Source organism: Mariniflexile soesokkakense (assembly GCF_039650365.1).
Taxonomy (GTDB): domain Bacteria; phylum Bacteroidota; class Bacteroidia; order Flavobacteriales; family Flavobacteriaceae; genus Mariniflexile; species Mariniflexile soesokkakense.
In genome coordinates this window covers 139,856-158,860 of record NZ_JAZHYP010000003.1, presented here as the reverse complement: position 1 = coordinate 158,860, position 19,005 = coordinate 139,856, and the positions used below count along the sequence as shown (strand labels likewise).

General features: G+C 34.8%; 15 protein-coding genes and 1 pseudogene. 4 read left to right on the top strand and 12 right to left on the bottom strand.

Annotation, left to right across the window (positions count from 1 at the left end; translation table 11 throughout):
- Positions 1-43: 43 nt before the first annotated feature.
- The 3 genes from VP395_RS07430 to VP395_RS07420 all read right to left on the bottom strand — a co-directional run bounded on the left by VP395_RS07430 (position 44) and on the right by VP395_RS07420 (position 2,034).
- Positions 44-763: a 3-ketoacyl-ACP reductase gene (locus VP395_RS07430; protein WP_346241143.1), complete on the bottom strand. Its 720-nt coding sequence runs from the start codon at positions 761-763 to the stop codon at positions 44-46.
- A gap of 168 nt (positions 764-931) precedes the next feature.
- A complete protein-coding gene (locus VP395_RS07425) occupies positions 932-1,399 on the bottom strand; it encodes a GNAT family N-acetyltransferase (RefSeq protein WP_346241142.1) in 468 nt (155 codons plus the stop codon).
- A 71-nt stretch (positions 1,400-1,470) separates the two neighbouring features.
- On the bottom strand, positions 1,471-2,034 hold the full coding sequence (locus tag VP395_RS07420; protein WP_346241141.1) for a MutH/Sau3AI family endonuclease: 564 nt from the start codon (positions 2,032-2,034) through the stop codon (positions 1,471-1,473).
- 60 nt (positions 2,035-2,094) lie between these two features.
- Between VP395_RS07420 and VP395_RS07415 the strand changes: the two genes are divergently transcribed.
- On the top strand, positions 2,095-2,358 hold the full coding sequence (locus tag VP395_RS07415; protein ID WP_346241140.1) for a helix-turn-helix domain-containing protein: 264 nt from the start codon (positions 2,095-2,097) through the stop codon (positions 2,356-2,358).
- Positions 2,358-2,828, top strand: a complete 471-nt coding sequence (locus VP395_RS07410; protein WP_346241139.1) for a hypothetical protein — start codon at positions 2,358-2,360, stop codon at positions 2,826-2,828. The genes VP395_RS07415 and VP395_RS07410 overlap by 1 nt, the downstream gene beginning before the upstream one ends.
- A gap of 9 nt (positions 2,829-2,837) precedes the next feature.
- Here VP395_RS07410 and VP395_RS07405 read toward each other — a convergent pair whose 3' ends face one another.
- From VP395_RS07405 to dxs, 4 genes and pseudogenes are all read right to left on the bottom strand, one after another.
- Positions 2,838-3,074, bottom strand: a complete 237-nt coding sequence (locus VP395_RS07405; RefSeq protein WP_346241138.1) for a hypothetical protein — start codon at positions 3,072-3,074, stop codon at positions 2,838-2,840.
- A 21-nt stretch (positions 3,075-3,095) separates the two neighbouring features.
- Positions 3,096-3,263: pseudogene (locus VP395_RS07400) on the bottom strand (DNA cytosine methyltransferase); the annotation flags it as partial.
- Positions 3,253-3,561, bottom strand: a complete 309-nt coding sequence (locus VP395_RS07395; protein ID WP_346241137.1) for a helix-turn-helix domain-containing protein — start codon at positions 3,559-3,561, stop codon at positions 3,253-3,255. The gene VP395_RS07395 and the pseudogene VP395_RS07400, both read right to left, overlap by 11 nt.
- Positions 3,562-3,785: 224 nt before the next feature.
- Positions 3,786-5,549 carry a 1-deoxy-D-xylulose-5-phosphate synthase gene (gene dxs, locus VP395_RS07390; RefSeq protein WP_346241136.1) on the bottom strand — a complete coding sequence of 588 codons (1,764 nt, stop codon included), beginning with the start codon at positions 5,547-5,549 and terminating at the stop codon, positions 3,786-3,788.
- Between the two features lie 89 nt (positions 5,550-5,638).
- Here dxs and VP395_RS07385 point away from each other — a divergent pair, with 89 nt between their 5' ends.
- Complete coding sequence (locus tag VP395_RS07385) at positions 5,639-6,088, top strand: nucleoside deaminase (RefSeq protein WP_346241135.1); 450 nt, start codon at positions 5,639-5,641, stop codon at positions 6,086-6,088.
- Between the two features lie 343 nt (positions 6,089-6,431).
- On the opposite strand, the gene VP395_RS07380 is transcribed toward VP395_RS07385, so the two are convergent.
- From VP395_RS07380 to aspS, 3 genes are read right to left on the bottom strand one after another with little or no spacing between them, the layout of a single operon-like run.
- The gene (locus tag VP395_RS07380) at positions 6,432-6,659 is read right to left on the bottom strand and encodes a hypothetical protein (protein WP_346241133.1); all 228 of its coding nucleotides are present in this window, start codon (positions 6,657-6,659) and stop codon (positions 6,432-6,434) included.
- A gap of 13 nt (positions 6,660-6,672) precedes the next feature.
- On the bottom strand, positions 6,673-8,487 hold the full coding sequence (locus tag VP395_RS07375) for a chloride channel protein (RefSeq protein WP_379884228.1): 1,815 nt from the start codon (positions 8,485-8,487) through the stop codon (positions 6,673-6,675).
- A 16-nt stretch (positions 8,488-8,503) separates the two neighbouring features.
- Complete coding sequence (gene aspS / locus VP395_RS07370) at positions 8,504-10,258, bottom strand: aspartate--tRNA ligase (RefSeq protein WP_346241781.1); 1,755 nt, start codon at positions 10,256-10,258, stop codon at positions 8,504-8,506.
- A 297-nt stretch (positions 10,259-10,555) separates the two neighbouring features.
- Here aspS and VP395_RS07365 point away from each other — a divergent pair, with 297 nt between their 5' ends.
- Positions 10,556-13,513 (top strand): TonB-dependent receptor, encoded by a 2,958-nt coding sequence (locus tag VP395_RS07365; RefSeq protein WP_346241132.1) that lies wholly within the window; start codon positions 10,556-10,558, stop codon positions 13,511-13,513.
- Positions 13,514-13,578: 65 nt separating this feature from the next.
- Here VP395_RS07365 and ggt read toward each other — a convergent pair whose 3' ends face one another.
- Positions 13,579-15,282, bottom strand: a complete 1,704-nt coding sequence (gene ggt / locus VP395_RS07360) for a gamma-glutamyltransferase (RefSeq protein ID WP_346241131.1) — start codon at positions 15,280-15,282, stop codon at positions 13,579-13,581.
- A gap of 219 nt (positions 15,283-15,501) precedes the next feature.
- Positions 15,502-18,999 (bottom strand): efflux RND transporter permease subunit, encoded by a 3,498-nt coding sequence (locus VP395_RS07355; RefSeq protein ID WP_346241130.1) that lies wholly within the window; start codon positions 18,997-18,999, stop codon positions 15,502-15,504.
- Positions 19,000-19,005 lie beyond the last annotated feature (6 nt).

The window sequence follows — 19,005 nt, the reverse complement described above, 5'->3', positions numbered from 1 at the left end:
GCAATCCCTAACGCAGCTATCTGATAAGTTAAGTATTTATAAATCAAGGATTTGTAGACCATAAAGCAGCACTTTTTAATAGCGCTCTTCTCGGTAATTTTAATCCAGAGACTATTAATTCGGCGAAATCTTCAGGTTGTAAAACACTATCTTCCGTACCTTCTTTCGCAATACCTAAGTCAATCGTCATATCAGAAACAATAGTACTTGGTGTTAAGGTACAAACTCTAATATTGTTTTTACGCACCTCTTTCATTAACGATTCCGACATGCCAATAACAGCAAATTTAGAAGCTGAATATGCCGAAGTCGATGCGTTTCCGCTCAAACCAGCAGTAGACGATACATTAATAATATCACCTTCATTTTTATCAATTAAATACGGAAGCACTTCTTTAGTTACATAATACATCCCCATCACATTGGTTTGAATAATCTGGCTCCATTCGCTCACTTCCATGTCATTAAAGGTTCCAAAAGCGGCGATACCCGCATTGTTTACCAAAATATCAACAGATCCTAGCGTTTTTATAATGGTTTCAATTCCAGTTTTAACCTCCTCGTAGTTACCAACATCAAAAACAGCATAGGTGGCTTTAATACCAAAAGCCTCCAACTCAGAAACCGTTTCCTTTAAAACCGCTTCATTTCTACCTGTTATAGCAACGTCAATGCCTTCTTTGGCGAATGCTATGGCTGTTGCTTTTCCTAATCCACGACCACCTCCAGTAATGATGGCCTTTTTATTTTTTAAATGATTCATATTATTTTTTTGAAATTATTTGTAATGAGTATCATGTCGTTTATACGAAATACACTCGGAAGTAAACAAATTTAGGAGTTTTTTACGAGAAGAGGCAGGGATTTAGATATTCTTAACTTTAGAATAAAGTAGGACCTGGTAACCCAACAAATTTAAGTTCTAACAAAATTATTTATCCAAAGTTTTAAAATGCAATTTCATGCCTTCATGAGTGGCAATAAATCCTAAATCTTCGTAAAATTTAATGGCTCTAGGTCTTTTTTTGTCCGATGTTAATTGTAATACATGCGCATTCCGTTCTTTCGCTCTATTTATAGCCCATTCAAACATAAGTTTTCCAATTCCTAAACCCCTTTTGTCTTTTCTAACCCTTACATTTTCTATTTGCGCTCTTGTGCCACCACAATACGACAAGTATTGAATAAATGTTAATTGAAAAGTTCCAATAATGGCATGGTTTTCATCTTCCACAACCATGAGTTCTTGATTGTCATCAGTGTTTATTATTTCAAAGGCTTTTAAATAGGCTTTCGGCAAAGGCGTTTGGAAATTTTCTCTTTTTTGCCCTAGTTCATCGTCAGCCATTTGTTCCACAATGGCTGAAATATCATGTTTTGTAGCTTTTCTGAAGTTCATTGTTAACTTGTTTTTACTAAAAATAAATATAATTTCTGACGTGGAATTAGGGAATAATTTGAAGTTTTGGTTTATTTCAGGTATATTTCGTCTTTCACATAACTTGCATTTAGCCAAAAACAATGTTTTGTGTATTCAGTCAATCCTGTCAATTTATCTGCAACAGGTAAATCATAAGTATCTGCTGAATTTCTTGCGTGTGGTCTAACATGACTTACTCTGTTTTTGGTTTTCTTTGGAAAATATGTTTTTCTTACACCTTTTTCCGTTACTTCTTTTACGATTTCTCCATTTGAAACAGTCTTTACCATTGCTTCCCAAACATTTTTAGCTTCAAGAATATCGGAATGAGGCATATTCCAAAATTTCACTTTTCGCAAAATCAAACTTTCTCCCTTAAATTGGTAAAACACAAAGAAAAATTTACTTTCTAAAATGTTTTTTAAATCTGAATCTTCCCAATCAGTTTCAATAAGTTCTTGATATTCAAATGTCGGAAATGAGATATCTTCTTTTGGTAAATTATTTTCTTTAAGACGAATTGTTTTTACTTGAATATCAGCTTTTTCAAATTCTTCTATTTTTTGACCAAGTTTAAGACCTAAGATTGCATTTGTAAAAATAGTAAAAATCAATCTTTGTATTGATACATATTGTCTGTTGATCAAAACATACAATTAGTATAGTTTAGAGAAATGATAAATAACTTTCTTTTAAAGGAATTTGGTGATAGAATTCGTCATTTAAGAACTCAAGAAAACTTAAGTCAAGAGCAACTTTCGTACAAAACAGGATTTCATAGAACTTACATAGGAATGATAGAAAGAGGTGAGCGAAATATTTCACTTACTAATATGGCAATTTTTTCTAAAGCATTCAATTTAACAATTGATGAGCTATTAAAATTTGATAATGCAAAAGAATTACTTAAAAATTACAAACTAAAAACTGAAGAATAATGTCAAGAAAACATTCGTTTAAATTGACATTATCTAATAATGTTACAGAAAAAGAGGGAATTAACTATCTGATAGAAAAGCAAACAGGTTTCTTTAAAATCGATAAGCTTATGAAAAAAGAATTATTAGATAGAGTTAATATACCATATAGTTTTTTGCAATCTTTTGATGTTGTTTTTATACCAAAATTAAAAGGCATTTTTTTTGAAAAAGATTATATTGAAACTCATCTTGACGAAATACTTTTTGTAGAATTGAAAACAACAAAAAAGTACCTTCCTGAAAATCCTAAAGGTTTTTTCTTTGGAGCTACTGAAAATGAATTCAATTTCGGCAAATTACTTGGTGATAGATTTAGATTTTGCTTTGTATGTCTAAATGAATTATCTCCATCTTATGCAATGTTAACAGTTGAAGAATTAGAAGAGATAATCAGAAATAGACGAATTCAATATCAGATAAACTTATAATTTTCTATATTAAACTATTTCGCAATCAATTTCAAAATGAGAATTCTTGAACTCTTGAAGGAACTCATCTTTTGTATATTTATAATTGTCGCTAAATTCAATTTTTTCTGCGATATCAAAAAAATAAATAAAATTATCCTTTTGATATATTAACCAAGTCGAAGAAAGAAATCCTTTTCTTTTTGAAACTTGAAAACCTTTGAATTTATTTTCCTTAAAGTTGTTTAAAATATCTATTGCTTGCACTTAATAAAACTTTTTGAATTAACTTTCATTTCCAAAACGCTTCTCATAAACCATTGAAGCGTGTTGAATTTTGGTTGAAGGTTCCCATTGGTTACTCCAAACAACTTCGTAATTGCTTTTTTCAAGTCCAAGACGAAAACCTCCAACTCCTGCAAACAATTCTGCTACTTTCATTTTCTTATTTTCCATTTTCTTGAGCTTTATAATAGTTAATTTTTTCTTCTGCAACTTTCAATATTTCGGAAATAGATTCCGTGTATTTCAATTCTTCCGCAATTTTTTCTGAGTACCAATTTATAATTAGTTCACTTTCAGATAAGTTATAAAATTTTGCAAGTCTTATAATTTGTTCCATTGTCGGTTTTCTTTCATTTTTCTCAAACTTGCTAATCAGAGATTGATCAATATCTACTTTTGCCGCAACTTTTCGCAGTATTAAATCTTTTTCCTCTCTGGCACATTTTAAAGTGTCGCCTAGTGTTTTCATTGGTCAAAATTGTTTTAGACAAATATTGTCCAAATTTATAAAAACATTTTGAATTTTAAACTTTTAATTTAGATTATTTTGTTGCTGATAGAACTGAGGAAATAATTCCTGAAGAAATTTTGATATGAGCCGATTATTTTTGTTAATCGGCTCATGTTTTTACCTTTTTTTGAGCCAATTAATTGCTGTTAATTTTAAACGACTATGTCAGAAGCTAGACTAGGCTAAACAAGACCACTAAAAACAGTTGATAAACTCTCCACATCCAACCCAATACTTTTTTGAAGTTCATTAACACTCCCATGTTCAATAAACACATCAGGAATCCCTAAAAGTTTTATGCTGTTTTTATAGTTGTGTGTAGCAGTAAATTCTAAAATGGCAGATCCAAAACCACCGTTTATGCTGTTGTCTTCCACAGTAATTATGGTTTCAAAGGTTTTAAAAATACTATGTAATAAAGTTTCGTCCAGAGGTTTTATAAAACGAATATCGTAATGCGCTATGTATGCAGGTTGCTTACAGTTTGCAATGGCTTCATTTACGTTTTTGGCAATGGTTCCGATGCTTAAAACGGCTACTTTGTTTCCTTTTTTAAGTTGAACACCTTTACCAATTTCAATTTTTTCAAAAGGTTGTTTCCAATCTACAGTCACACCCATACCTCTTGGATAGCGAATGGCAATAGGTAATTCCAAACCATGTTGGGCGGTATACATGATGTTGCGTAACTCCATCTCGTTACGAGGTGCAAAAATGATGAGGTTGGGGATGCATCTTAAATACGAGATATCAAAAACACCATGATGCGTAGGGCCATCTTCACCCACCAAACCAGCGCGGTCTAAACAAAAAATAACGGGTAGTTTTTGTAACGCCACATCGTGGATTATTTGGTCGTAAGCACGTTGCAAAAACGTGGAATAGATGTTACAAAAAGGAATCAAACCTTGGGTTGCCATACCTGCTGCTAAAGTTACGGCGTGTTGTTCGGCGATACCCACATCAAACGCGCGTTCAGGCATGTCGTCCATCATATGTTTTAACGAACTTCCTGTTGGCATCGCAGGAGTAATGCCTACAATATTTTTATTTTGTTTGGCGAGTTCCAAAATGGTAAGTCCAAACACATCTTGGTATTTAGTAAACTCTGATGGTGTTTTAGAAATAATATCGCCCGTAGTGGCATCAAATTTCCCCGGTGCGTGGTATTTTACTTGGTTTTCTTCGGCTTGTTTTAAGCCTTTGCCTTTGGTGGTAATGATGTGTAAAAACTTGGGGCCTTTTACGGTTTTTAGGCGTTTTAATTCGGAGATGACTTTATCAATATCATGCCCATCAATAGGTCCGGAATAATCAATATTTAAGGCTTCAATAATGTTGTTTTTGCGTTGTGTACCTTTTTTAACATTGGTTAAATACTGTTTTAAGGCACCTACACTCGGGTCGATGCCAATAGCATTATCATTTAAAATAATTAATACATTAGCATTGGTAACGCCAGCATGATTTAAACCTTCAAACGCCATACCTCCTGCAATACTGGCATCGCCAATAACGGCAATATGTTGTTTGTTTATATCACCTTTTAATTGCGAAGCAATCGCCATTCCCAACGCTGCCGAAATAGAGGTAGAGGCGTGCCCCACACCAAATGCGTCGTAAATACTTTCATCGCGTTTTGGGAACCCACTAATGCCACCTAGTTGTCGGTTGGTATCAAAAATTTCTTTTCTGCCCGTTAAAATTTTATGTCCATAGGCTTGGTGGCCTACATCCCAAATGAGTTGGTCATCGGGGGTGTTAAATACATAATGCAGTGCTATGGTTAATTCTACAACGCCCAAACTTGCCCCTAAATGCCCTTCTTTGGTAGCGACGATATTGATGATAAAGTTGCGTAATTCTTTAGCAAGTTGAGGCAACTCTTTTTGGTTTAAAAGACGGAGTTCTTTTGGGGAATGGATATGTTTTAACAATTGGCTCATGTGCCTACAAATGTAATATTTGAAAACGATACGAGCGCCATTATCATTTTGAAATTGTATTTTTGATTTTTAATAATTAAGTTTCTTTTATGTTACAACCTTTTGATGACACCTATTTTATGAAAAAAGCTTTGCAGGAAGCAGAATTGGCTTTTGAAAAAGGCGAGATTCCCGTGGGTGCCGTTATCGTTATTGATAATAGAGTGATTGCAAGGGGACATAATTTAACTGAAATGCTCACCGATGTTACGGCGCATGCCGAAATGCAAGCCATTACCGCTGCATCTAATTTTTTAGGTGGGAAATATTTAAAAGATTGTACGTTGTATGTTACTTTAGAACCTTGCCAGATGTGTGCAGGAGCTTTGTATTGGAGCCAGATTTCGAAAATTGTATATGGTGCGAGAGATTTGGAGCGTGGTTGCATTCATTTGAATACCAAATTGCACCCAAAAACCACTATAAAAGGTGGTGTTTTGGAAGCTGAAGCTTCGGAACTTTTGAAGCGTTTTTTTATAGAGAAGCGTAATTTGAATTGAGGTTGTTTCGCTGAGATATATGGATTTCACTGAACTTTTATTGGGAATACCTGAAAACTGCGACTGCGACTGAAAACTTTTTTTTGAATATGGATTTATAGGTTTCGACTGCGCTCAACCTGACATGGGTAACTGAATACTGCGACTGCAAACCGCGACTGCGACTGAACACTGCAAATAAGCCCGCGTTAGCGATTGAAGCAAGTTACCGTGTAACGCGGAAAGCGCGACCCGCAGGGGAACGCCCAAAATAAGATGGTTTTTGGTAATCACTTTGTTTTAAGGATTCGCAAAGTCTATTAGCAATTAATATTGGCTGAGACCGAAAAACTGCGACTGCAAACTATTTTTCTTCGCGCTCTCGCATTTTATCGAGATTTTCTTTGGTAAGCATGTAATCTTTAACGTTTTTATCTTTCCAACGGTAATATGAAAATAGGGGGAATACGATTAAGAAAAGACCGCAAACACCAAAGCCGATAAATTTTTGCGAATAGACAGATTCTAAAAAATAGCCTGTTAAAATGCTTCCAATGGCGGTGATAGAAAGAAAAATAATGAGATATTTCATAAACGGATTGTATCTATTTTGTAAAGTTGATTAATTGACGTCGGTAAGCGGTTAGAAGTTTTGATTTTGATATAAAACCCACATATTCGCCGTTTTTTATTACGGGTAAATTCCATGCGCTACTGTCTTGGAATTTTTGCATAATATCGGTCATTTTATCTTTTTCAAGGTCTATTATTTCGGGTGCGGGCTGCATAACGTCGGTTGCCACAATATCGTTATATAAAGATTGATCGAACATAACGGGGCGTAAATCGTCCAATAAAATAATACCCATTAAAGCGTTGTTTTTTTCATTCACTACTGGGAAAATATTTCGGTTCGATTTTACGACGGCTTCATGTACCATTTGACCTAAATTCATTTTAGGAGTGATGGTGATAAAATTGTTTTCAATTACTTTATCTATGTCCATTAATGTAAGAACAGCATGGTCTTTATCGTGGGTGATGAGTTCCCCTTTTCTGCCAAGTTCCATATTGTAAACCGAATGTGGACTAAAATATTTGGTTAAACTAAAGGAAATTGTTGCCGTGAGCATTAAAGGAATGAAAAGCTCATAGCCTCCTGTAACTTCAGCAATTAAGAATATAGCGGTTAATGGTGCGTGAAGTACACCTGCCATTAAACCTGCCATCCCAACAAGTGTAAAATTACTTTCGGAAATGGATGAGCCAAACAACCCACAGTTATTGATTATTTTAGCAATACAATTACCCATAATACTACCCATAAAAAGTGTAGGGGCAAAAATACCACCTACGCCACCAGCACCAAAAGTTAGGGCACTGGCTATAATTTTAAAAAACACCAAACCAGCCAAAAGAAAAATAACAATCCAAATGTTGTTTAAATCCATTTGAAGAAAATTGTTTTCCAATGCTTTTTCTGGATTACCGGCAATAAGGTTGTTTATAACATCGAACCCTTCACCGTATAGGGGAGGAATAAAATAAATTAAAACACCTAACAATATTCCGCCAACAATCAATCGTTTAATGGGTGAGCCTATCTTGTCAAAAAATTTGTGAAATTTGTCATAAACTTGAGTGAAGTAAAGCGATGTTATGGCGGCAGCAATTCCTAGAATAATATAAAATGGCGCATCACCGATTACGAACTTATCTTCAATTTTAAAAGGCAATAATATATCGTCTCCAAAGAAAAAATAAGACGTTAGAATAGCCGAAAGTGATGCCAGTAAAAGCGGTAGCATGGAAGCAATGGTTAAATCTAAACTAAATACTTCGATAGCAAAAATAATAGCGGCTATGGGCGCTTTAAAAATAGAACTCATAGCACCAGCGGCGGCACAACCAATCAATAAATTTCGAGTGGTTTGGTTCATGTGGAACATTCTAGAAATGTTTGAGCTTATGGCTGCACCTGTGGCCACCGTAGGGCCTTCTAGCCCAACGGAACCCCCAAAACCAACGGTTAATGGAGCAGCAAGTATTGACCCAAACATTTGATACTGCTTCATGATGCCTTTTCGTTTTGAAATAGCAAAAAGTGTTGAAGGAATACCATGGCTTACTTTGTTTCGGATGATGTATTTAATAACCAAATAAGCCAATGCAAACCCAATAATAGGGAACAAAAAATAGAAGGCATGATGGTAATATTTAATTAGATTCCCTTCGAGTAAATGTTGGATAAAATGCGTTAGATTTTTTAAAACCAATGCGCCTAAACCAGAAGTAAAGCCCACTACAATACTTAGAACATAAACAAATTGCCTGTGAGAAATATGTTTTGCCCTCCAGATGAGCAATTGTTTTAAAATAGTTTGTTTTGGCATGTTTAAATCTACTAAAAAATCCTGCATTGTGCAGGATTCTTTTTTATTGTTTTAAATTAAGTTTTAGGCTTAACTCTGTTAATTGAGCATCATCAATTGGTGCTGGGGCATCAATCATAATATCTCTTCCGGAATTATTTTTAGGGAACGCGATAAAATCACGAATGGTTTCCTGCCCACCTAAAATAGCCACCAATCTATCTAATCCAAAAGCTAAACCGCCGTGTGGTGGTGCGCCATATTGAAAGGCATCCATTAAAAAGCCAAATTGTGCTTTAGCTTCTTCGGGTGTAAATCCTAAATAATCGAACATTAAAGATTGTGTTTCTTTATCGTGAATACGAATAGAGCCACCGCCAATTTCGTTTCCGTTTAAAACTAAGTCGTAAGCATTGGCTTTTACATTGCCAGGGTTTGTTTTTAGTAATTCTAATTGCCCTGGTTTTGGTGAGGTAAACGGATGGTGCATGGCGTGGTAGCGTTGTGTGTCTTCATCCCATTCCAATAATGGGAAATCCATAACCCAAAGTGGCGCAAACTCTTTAGGATTTCTAAGTCCTAAACGTTCTGCTAATTCCATACGTAAAGCACTTAACTGTGAGCGTACTTTATTTTTATTACCCGAAAGCACACAAATTAAATCACCTGCTTTGGCACCAGTTACTTCGGCCCATTTAGCTAAATCGGTTTCATCGTAAAATTTATCTACGGAAGATTTATAAGTACCATCTTCATTGCAACGGCAGTAAACCATCCCTAAAGCGCCAATTTGCGGACGTTTTACCCAATCAATCAATTGGTCTATTTCTTTACGGGTGTATGCATTTCCGCCTGGTACTGCAATACCAACTACCAATTCGGCACTATTAAAAACGCCAAAATCTTTGTGTTGAGCGACTTCGTTAAGCTCTCCAAATTCCATCCCAAAACGAATGTCTGGTTTGTCGTTTCCATACAAACGCATCGCATCATCATACAGCATTCTTGGGAACTTTTCAACTTCCACGCCGTTTATTTCTTTTAGTAAATGGCGGGTTAAACCTTCAAAGGTATTTAATATATCTTCTTGATCAATAAACGCCATTTCACAATCTATTTGTGTGAATTCAGGTTGTCTATCGGCACGTAAGTCTTCATCTCTAAAACATTTCACAATTTGGAAATATTTATCCATGCCACCCACCATAAGCAATTGCTTAAAGGTTTGAGGCGATTGCGGTAAAGCATAAAACTGACCTGCATTCATTCTGCTTGGCACCACAAAATCGCGCGCACCTTCGGGCGTTGATTTTATTAAATAAGGCGTTTCAACCTCTATAAAATCTTCTTTTGAAAGGTAGTTTCTAACGGCTTGGGCCACTTTATGTCTAAAAATCAAACTGTTTTTTACTGGATTACGACGAATATCCAGATAACGATACTTCATACGTAACTCTTCACCACCATCGGTTTTATCTTCAATAGTGAATGGCGGCAACAACGCTTCGTTTAAAATGTTTAGTTCTGAAACTAAAATTTCAATATCGCCCGTAGGAATGTTAGGGTTTTTTGAAGCGCGTTCTATAACGGTTCCTTTTACTTGGATAACAAACTCACGACCTAAGTTTTGAGCTTGTTCTAACATGGCTTTTGAAGTCCGTTCTGCATCAAAAACAAGTTGTGTAATACCGTAGCGATCGCGTAAATCTACCCAAACAATAAAACCTTTATCTCTGGATTTTTGAACCCACCCTGCAAGTGTAACTTCTTTATTAATATGTGATGTGTTTAATTCACCACAATTATAACTTCTATACATAGTTGAAAATTGAAGTGCAAATTTAATGAAATACCACGGAGTAGACATGTTTTGGTATTTTTTTTTAAGCTGTATTTAGGGATTAAATCTAAATGGGTAAGCCGGGACTTATTTTTAACACAGATGATAAATTATTTATTTAATGTAAGTTTTTGATGTGTTTTATTGGTGATAATTCATTTTTTTAAATGTTTTTTTGTCAAAAATTTATGTGCATGCGTAATAAATGCCTCTTTTTTTTCTGAAAGCCCTTTATTATATGTATCTTGTAGGAACTTAACACTAATTTAAATAAATATGAAAAAATTTTTACTATTTAAAATTTGCTTGATTTTAGGTTTGTTTTTTCCTTTGGCTATTGCTGCCCAAGGAATTATTTCAGGAACTATAACAGAAGCAGGAACCAACACTCCTTTGCCAGGGGCAAACATTATAATTAAGGGTACAACCACTGGAGCCATTTCAGATTTTGACGGTAAGTTTAGCATAGAAGCTGCTGCATTTCCAGTAACGGTAGTTGTATCTTCTGTAGGATTTAATACCAAAGAAGTAAAAGTGACTTCGGCACAAAACATTATAGTTAGCCTTCAAGAAGGGGTTTCTTTGGATGAAGTAGTTTTGGTAGGATCTAGAAACCCAAGCAGAACTTCCGTTGATACAGCTGTTCCAGTTGATGTTATCGATATGACGGAATTAACTACTGCTGGACCTCAAGTATCTGTAACACAAATATTAAATTATGTTGCACCATCGTTTTCGTCTAATACCCAAACGGTGGCTGATGGAACAGATCATATTGATCCAGCACAATTAAGAGGTTTAGGACCCGATCAAGTATTGGTATTGGTAAATGGAAAAAGAAGGCATACATCTTCTTTGGTAAACGTTAATGGTACACCAGGACGCGGTTCTGTAGGGACCGATTTAAATGCAATTCCGGCGGCATCTATAAAAAGGATAGAGGTATTGCGAGATGGAGCTGCAGCACAATATGGATCGGATGCTATTGCGGGTGTTATTAATATTGTATTGAAAAATAATGTTAACGAGTTAACAGCAACAGTAACAACGGGTGCTAATATTTCAAAAAATGCCAATGATCATGATGGTGGTACTGATGGAGAAAAAACTCAAATAGATTTGAACTATGGAATTCCATTAGGTGATAATGGCGGTTTCATTAACTTAACAGGGTCTTTAACGTCGCGCGAACGTACTTCAAGAGCGAAACCTTTTAGCGGGAGGATTTTTAATGAATATAATGCCATTGAGTGGCAGGCTAATAATGCTGGTTTTAATTTGTCTGAATTAAGAACTAATTTAGGTGCTATACAAACCTTTGCTCAATTGGTTCCTTATTTTGATAATACTTTAAAGGCACAAATAGCGAATGCTAATAGTATAGAAGAACTATCGGGATATAATATTGCTTCAGGAACACAAGGATCTGGTATATTAAAAGGGGTAGGCGATTTTACCGATCAAGAGTTACTGGTTAGAGGCCAAACGCGCGATGATTACAATATGAGCGTTGGTCAATCTGGTTTAGACCAAGGACAGTTTATGGGGAATTTGGAGATTCCTTTTGGAGATAAAGAAAACGAAACCAAGTTTTATGCTTTTGGGGGCTTGTCTTACAGACATGGTGATGCTTCTGGGTTTTATAGAGCACCTGGAACTGGATCTGGTAGAGGGAATACATTAGCGTATATTAATGGATTTCTGCCAAATATAGAGTCTGATATTATCGATAAATCTTTAGGATTTGGTATTAGTGGTAAAATTAACGACTGGAATATTGATTTATCGCATACTTGGGGAAAAAATACATTTGCTTATATTATTACCAATACTACAAACTTTTATTTGCAAGCGTCTTCGCCTACAGAATTTGATGCAGGTCTAAACGGGTTTCAACAAAACACGGTTAATTTAGATATGTCTAAGTTCTATGATGATATTATGTCTGGATTAAATATAGCTTTTGGAGCAGAGTATCGAGTAGAGAACTTTTTTATTGAAGCAGGAGAAGAATCATCTTATGAAAGATATGATATTAATGGAGAAGTAGCATCTGGAGTAGCAATAAGCGCAAATCCTTCACTGAAAGTTACTGACTTTTATGGCGATCAACCTTCTGAAGGAGCTCAGGTTTTTAAAGGTTTCACACCAGAAAATGCTATTGATGCTAAAAGAAACAGTATGGCACTGTATGTAGATGTGGAAGGTGATGTTTCTGAAGAATTTTTGATGAGTGTTGCTGCCCGTTATGAAGATTTTAGCGATTTTGGGAGTACTTTAAATGGTAAGTTGGCTATGCGTTACAAGTTAAGTGAAAACACAAACTTAAGAGGAGCGATTAGCACAGGGTTTAGGGCACCTTCTTTACATCAGCAGTTTTATAGTAAATCAAATACGCTATTTAACGATCAGGGTATTTCTCAAGAAGTTGGTACATTTACCAATAACTCTAGAGCGGCCAAATTGTTTGGTATTCCAAAATTAAAGGAGGAAACGTCGTTTAATGCAAGTTTAGGGTTTACCTCAAAAATACCTAGTGCTAATTTAACCATTACGGTTGATGGGTTCTTTATTGCGATAGACGATAGAATTACCTATACTGGAAACTTTTCTAATCCTAATGACGGAAGTGCCCTAAGTGATGTTTTTGATAATTTAGATATTGGGCAAGCTGCTTTTTTTGCAAATGCTATAGATACAGAAACAAAGGGTATAGATGTTGTTATAGCGCATAAAGCGAATGTAGGTAAAGGTAGGTTAACAAATAATTTAGCTGCCACTTATTCTAAAACTACTAAAGTTGGTGCTACTAAAGGAAGTGATATTTTATCTGATGCGGGGTTATTAAACACTTATTTTGATGAGAGTTCTAGAGTGTATTTAGAATTAGCTGTGCCTAGAGTAAAAGCCAATTTAAGCCATAGCTTAGATATGGATAAATGGAACTTCTTTTTAAGAAATGCTTTTTTTGGAAGTGTTGAAGATACCGGAAATTTAACTGGCGGCGGGCACCCTGAGATTGGATCTGTGGTTGTAACAGATTTGACCGTAGGATATAATTTTAATGATTCGTTAAGATTAACAGTTGGTGCCAATAATTTACTTGATGTGTATCCAGATGAATTACCAAGTAATTTAACCTCAAGTAATCAGTTTGTATATTCAAGACGTGTGTCTCAATTTGGAAACAACGGACGCTATGTTTTTGGTAGACTAACCTTTAATTTAAAATAAAAAAGAAGCAACATAAAAAACCGTCTAAAAACATCGTTTTAGACGGTTTTTTTAATTTTCAAACATTAAAAACCAACAGCCGAATCATCACCTCTATAATCTGCACCACCTTCTAAATAGCCATTTTCTAAAACAAGAATGCCATCTACTTTGCCAATAACGGGAGCATGCTTTTCATTAATAAAATATCCTAAGTCTTTAAGTTTTTTTATGGTGCCTAAATCAAATACATGAGGCTCTATTCTAATTTCATCAGGTAACCATTGATGATGAAAACGGGGTGCGTTTACAGCTTCTTGCATGGTCATATTAAATTCATAGACGTTTAAAATTGTTTGCAAAACAGAAGTTATAATAGTAGAACCACCAGGTGTACCAACAGACATAAATAGTTTTCCGTCTTTTTCAATAATAGTAGGTGTCATTGAACTTAACATACGCTTTTCTGGAGCAATGCTGTTTGCTTCAGATCCAATTAACCCAAACATATTTGCTGATCCTGCTTTACTGCTAAAATCATCCATTTCATTATTTAAAAAAAAACCAAGCTCGGAGCAATATAATTTTGAACCATAGGCGCCATTTAATGTAGTTGTTGCCGAAATTGCATTTCCATAAGAGTCAATTATGGAGTAATGTGTGGTTTCATCACTTTCAGCTATTTCAATATTTCCTTGACTTATAGTGCTTGAAGGCGTCGCTTTTAAAAATGAAAAATCTTTCATTCTATCTTTTAAATAGGAGCTACTTATTAGTTTTTTAACAGGAATTTCTATAAAATCTGGGTCGCCTAAAAAATAATTTCTGTCTGCATAAGCACGTCTTTCAGCTTCCGTTATAACTTGAATCATTTTTATAGAATTGTGCCCAAAATCATTTAAATCATAAGGTTCAATCATTTTTAATATCTGAGCCAAACAAATGCCACCGCTTGATGGAGGTGACATTGAAATGATTTTTAAGCCCTTATAATTAAAAGTTATAGGCGCTCTCCAAATTGGTTTGTACTTTAACAAGTCTTCTTCTGTTATGATACTTCCATTGTCTTGTAAAAATTTCACTAAAACATTAGCTGTTTCTCCTTTATAAAATTCATCTTCACCATTTACCAAAAGTCGCTTAAAGGTTTTTGCAAGAGGTATGTTTTTTAAAGTATCATCTTTTTTCCAATTTTTTTCGAATACTATAGAATCTTTATTTGCTTGTCTAAAAGCTTTTTGGTATTCCGCTATTCTTTTTGCTTGTTTCTCTGTAACAATAAAACCTGTAGTAGCTAATTCAATAATTGGATTTATTATATCTTGCATTGGCAATATCCCAAATTTTTTATGGACTTCAAACATTCCCGCAACGGTACCAGGTATGCCTATAGACATGGCGCCAATTGTACTTTTATTTGGAATGATATTGCCTTGCATATCTAAATACATGTTTTTTGTTGCAGCTAATGGGGCTTTTTCTCTATAGTCTAAACTACCAATATCCCCATTTACCAATCTATAAACCATAAAACCCCCACCACCTAAATTGCCAGCATACGGATATGTAACAGCCAGAGCAAATTCGGTAGCTACCATAGCGTCAAAAGCATTTCCTCCTTTTTTAAGTATTTCAGTTCCTATTTTAGAAGCTTCTATTCGTGCAGAAACTACCATGGCCTTTTCAGTAATTAAACCTCTATATTGTTCATTTTTAAAGGTCTTTACATGTGTTTCTCCACAAGAGCTCAGTAAAAACAGTAGTAATAATACTTTTAAAAAATATTTCATGCCTTTAGTTATTATTTTAATAATGATTCATATTCTACTAAATGTATAAAAAGATTTACGCATTCATTTGTTTTTTGCTGCTATTAATTCGTAGTAGTTATGATTTCTGTAAATAAATTGAGATTTTAAGTGTAAATTTCAAGGATGGGAAATTATTCAATAAAAAACCCTCAAACATTTGATTGAGGGTTTCTAGTACTAATCTGTTGGGCATGTAACTTATAAAACTTCTGGCGTTGCTATTTCTTTGGATGTTGTTTTACTCCGTATCCACATTTTTAACTGCATGGCTAAAAAGAATAAAACAGGTACTACAATTAAAGTTAAAAATGTTGCTACAAACAATCCGTAAATAACGGTCCAAGCTAAAGGTCCCCAGAAAATTACGTTATCACCTCCAAAGTATATATGAGGATTAAACTCACTAAATAAGGTGTAGAAATTTATGTTTAATCCAATAGCTAAAGGGATTAAGCCCAATATAGTTGTAATTGCTGTTAGTAAAACAGGGCGTAAACGTGCTTTGCCTGCTTGTACAATGCTATTATATAAATCTTCTTTATCTAGATAATCTTCTTCCTCTAATCCTTTATCGTATTTTTTTCTGTCAATAAGAAGTTGGGCATAATCTAAAAGCACTACACCGTTATTTACAACAATACCAGCCAGTGATATAATACCCATCATGGTCATCATTATTACGAAAGCGCTCCCCGTAATAACGATTCCAGTAAACACACCAATTAAGCTTAAAAAGATAGCAAGCATAATGATTGCTGGTTTTGAGAATGAATTAAATTGGAAAATAAGAATTAGAAATATTAAGAACAATCCAGTAAAGAATGCCCCCATTAAAAAGGACATTTGTTTATTCTGTTCTTCTATTTGTCCTGTATAATCTATTTTAATGTTTTTAGGTAACCCTGTATACTCTTTCATGGCGTGCTGTACTTGCGTTACCACAGCACCCGCATCGGTATAGCCAGGGGCTAAAGCAGAATATACTGTAACCACACGCTTTACATCTCTGTGCTTTATTGTGCTAAAACCAGAGGTGTTGGCTTGTTTGGCAACCGCAGATACAGGAACTTCTTTAATTTGTCCAGAAGCCATATCTCTAAAGGTTATTTTTTGATTGAAAATAGCACTAGAGTTATATCTGTTTTCCTCATTGAAACGCACGTAAATATCATAATCGTCCCCATCTTCTTTATAAACACCTGCTTTGGCTCCAAAAATAGCGTTTCTTAATTGTTGCCCAACTTGCGATGAGCTGATACCTAATTCGCCCGCTTTTTCTCTATCAATAACCACTTGCATTGCTGGTTTATCTTTGTTAACGTCTATTTTTAACTCATCGATACCTGCAATACTTCTAGAATTAATAAAGTCACGCATTTTTTCGGCCGTATTAATAAGCTCAGAATAGTCATCACCTTCCAATTCTATATTAATTGGCGCTCCTGCCGGTGGTCCGTTTTGGTCTTTTTCAACCGAAATTAATACCCCAGGGTATATGCCCACTAAGGCTTCTTGAACTTTTTGGCGCATCAATTCACTGTCTTGCCCTTCTCTAAATTTATATTCGCGCATAGAGGCGGTAATTTTACCTTTGTGAGGCATTTCGGCAGCTGAACCACCATCGGTTTGAGGGTTTCCTGCACCTTCGCCTACTTGAGATACGGCACTTTCAACCATAAAGTTGTAGTCACCTTTTCTATACATATCTTCATTTAAAACCGCATAAACTTTCTTTTCTATTTCTTTGGTAATGGTGTTTGTTTTGTCAATGTCGGTACCTTCAGGATATTCAATATAGACTATAATTTGATTTGGGTCATTCTCAGGGAAAAATTGAACTTCAGTACGTTGTGTACTTAAAGACCATCCAAAAACTACAAATGAAATTATTAATAAGATAAATGTTCCAATACTTATGGCATAAGTTCTTTTGCCTTTTAGAGCACTTTTTAATGCTTTTTCGTAGAAGTTTTCAAGTTTTACAAGAGTTTTGTTTTGAAAACGATTTGCCATTTTACGAAGGAGTAAACGATACACCCATAGCATAATAGCCGTAAAAATCATAAGTGAACCCAAAGCTCTGAAATCGCCACCAATTATAAGAATGATGAGACCTATAATTGAAATTGTTGAGGTGATGTATACAATGCGTTTTAAAGGCATATTTTTATCTTCAACCGACATAAATTGCGACACCAATACCGAGTTAAAGAAGATGGCTACAAATAAAGAAGAGCCTAAAACAACGGACAGTGTTATTGGGAAATACTTCATGAACTGCCCCATAATTCCAGGCCACAATCCTAAAGGAATGAATGCGGCTACGGTTGTTGCTGTTGAAATGATTATTGGATAAGCAATTTCGCTAATCCCTTTTTTGGCAGCATCAACCCTACTCATGCCTTCTTCGTCCATAAGCCTATAAACGTTTTCAACCACAACAATACCATTGTCTACCAACATCCCCAGACCCATGATGAGTCCAAAAAGAATCATGGTATTCATGGTGTAACCTAATAAGTTTAAAATCATTAAAGACATAAACATAGACATAGGTATGGCAAACCCAACAAACAGGGCGTTTTTAAAGCCTAAAAAGAACATTAAAACGGTTACAACCAGAATGATACCAAAAATGATGTTATTAACTAAATCATCAACTTGACCAATGGTTTTTGAAGATTGATCATTAGTAGTCGTTACTTTTAAGTTTTTTGGAAATACATTTTCAATAGCATCCTTTTTAATTAGCTCTATTTTTTCGGCAGCTTCCACCATGTTTTTACCAGCACGTTTTTTAACGTCTAACATCACTACTGGGTCTCCAAACTCGCGAGCATAGGTTGTTTTGTCCTTTTCTTTAAAGCTTATATCGGCAACATCTTGTAAATAGATGGGGTTATTGTGTTCAGATTTTACAACAAAGTTTTTTAAATTATTAGGGTCTTCTATTTCACCAATAATTCTAATAGTTCTGCGTTGTCCACTGGCTATAAAATTACCGGCAGACATGGTCATGTTTCCTTGGCTAATGGCACCAATAATATCATCAAAACTTACTTGGGAAGCCATCATTTTATAAATATCTACGGCTACTTCAACTTCTTTTTCTTGAGCACCTCGAATATCTACCTTTTTGATTTCGGTTAAATTTTCAATTTCATCTTGAAGATATTCTCCAAACTCTTTTAGTTTTTCAACCGGATAGTCGCCAGAAATATTAATGTTAAGAATTGGCATTTCTTCAGACATGCTTAACTCAAACACATTAGGTTCTACTTTGGCACCGTTAAATGTTGGCCAATCTTCACTTGAAGTTTCAGAATCTATTTCGTCTTTAACCTTTTGTTTTGCTTGTTCTACAGTAATATCTTCATCAAACTCTACAATTACCATCGAGTAATCTTCTTGCGATGATGAGGTTATTTCTACCACATTACTTACTGTTTTAAGTTTGTCTTCAAGCGGGTCGGTAATTAGTTTTTCAATGTCTTCGGCGGTATTCCCAAAGAACGGTGTGCTGATGTAAATTTTAGTTTCTTTAATTTCTGGGAAACTTTCTCTGGGCATTTTAAAATAAGCTGAAATACCTAAAAAGAAAATCATTGCCATCATCATATAAATTGTGGTCTTATTATGTATAGCCCATGATGATAATTTGAATTCTTTATCGATTTGTTTTTGTTGTTTCGTCATAATTTC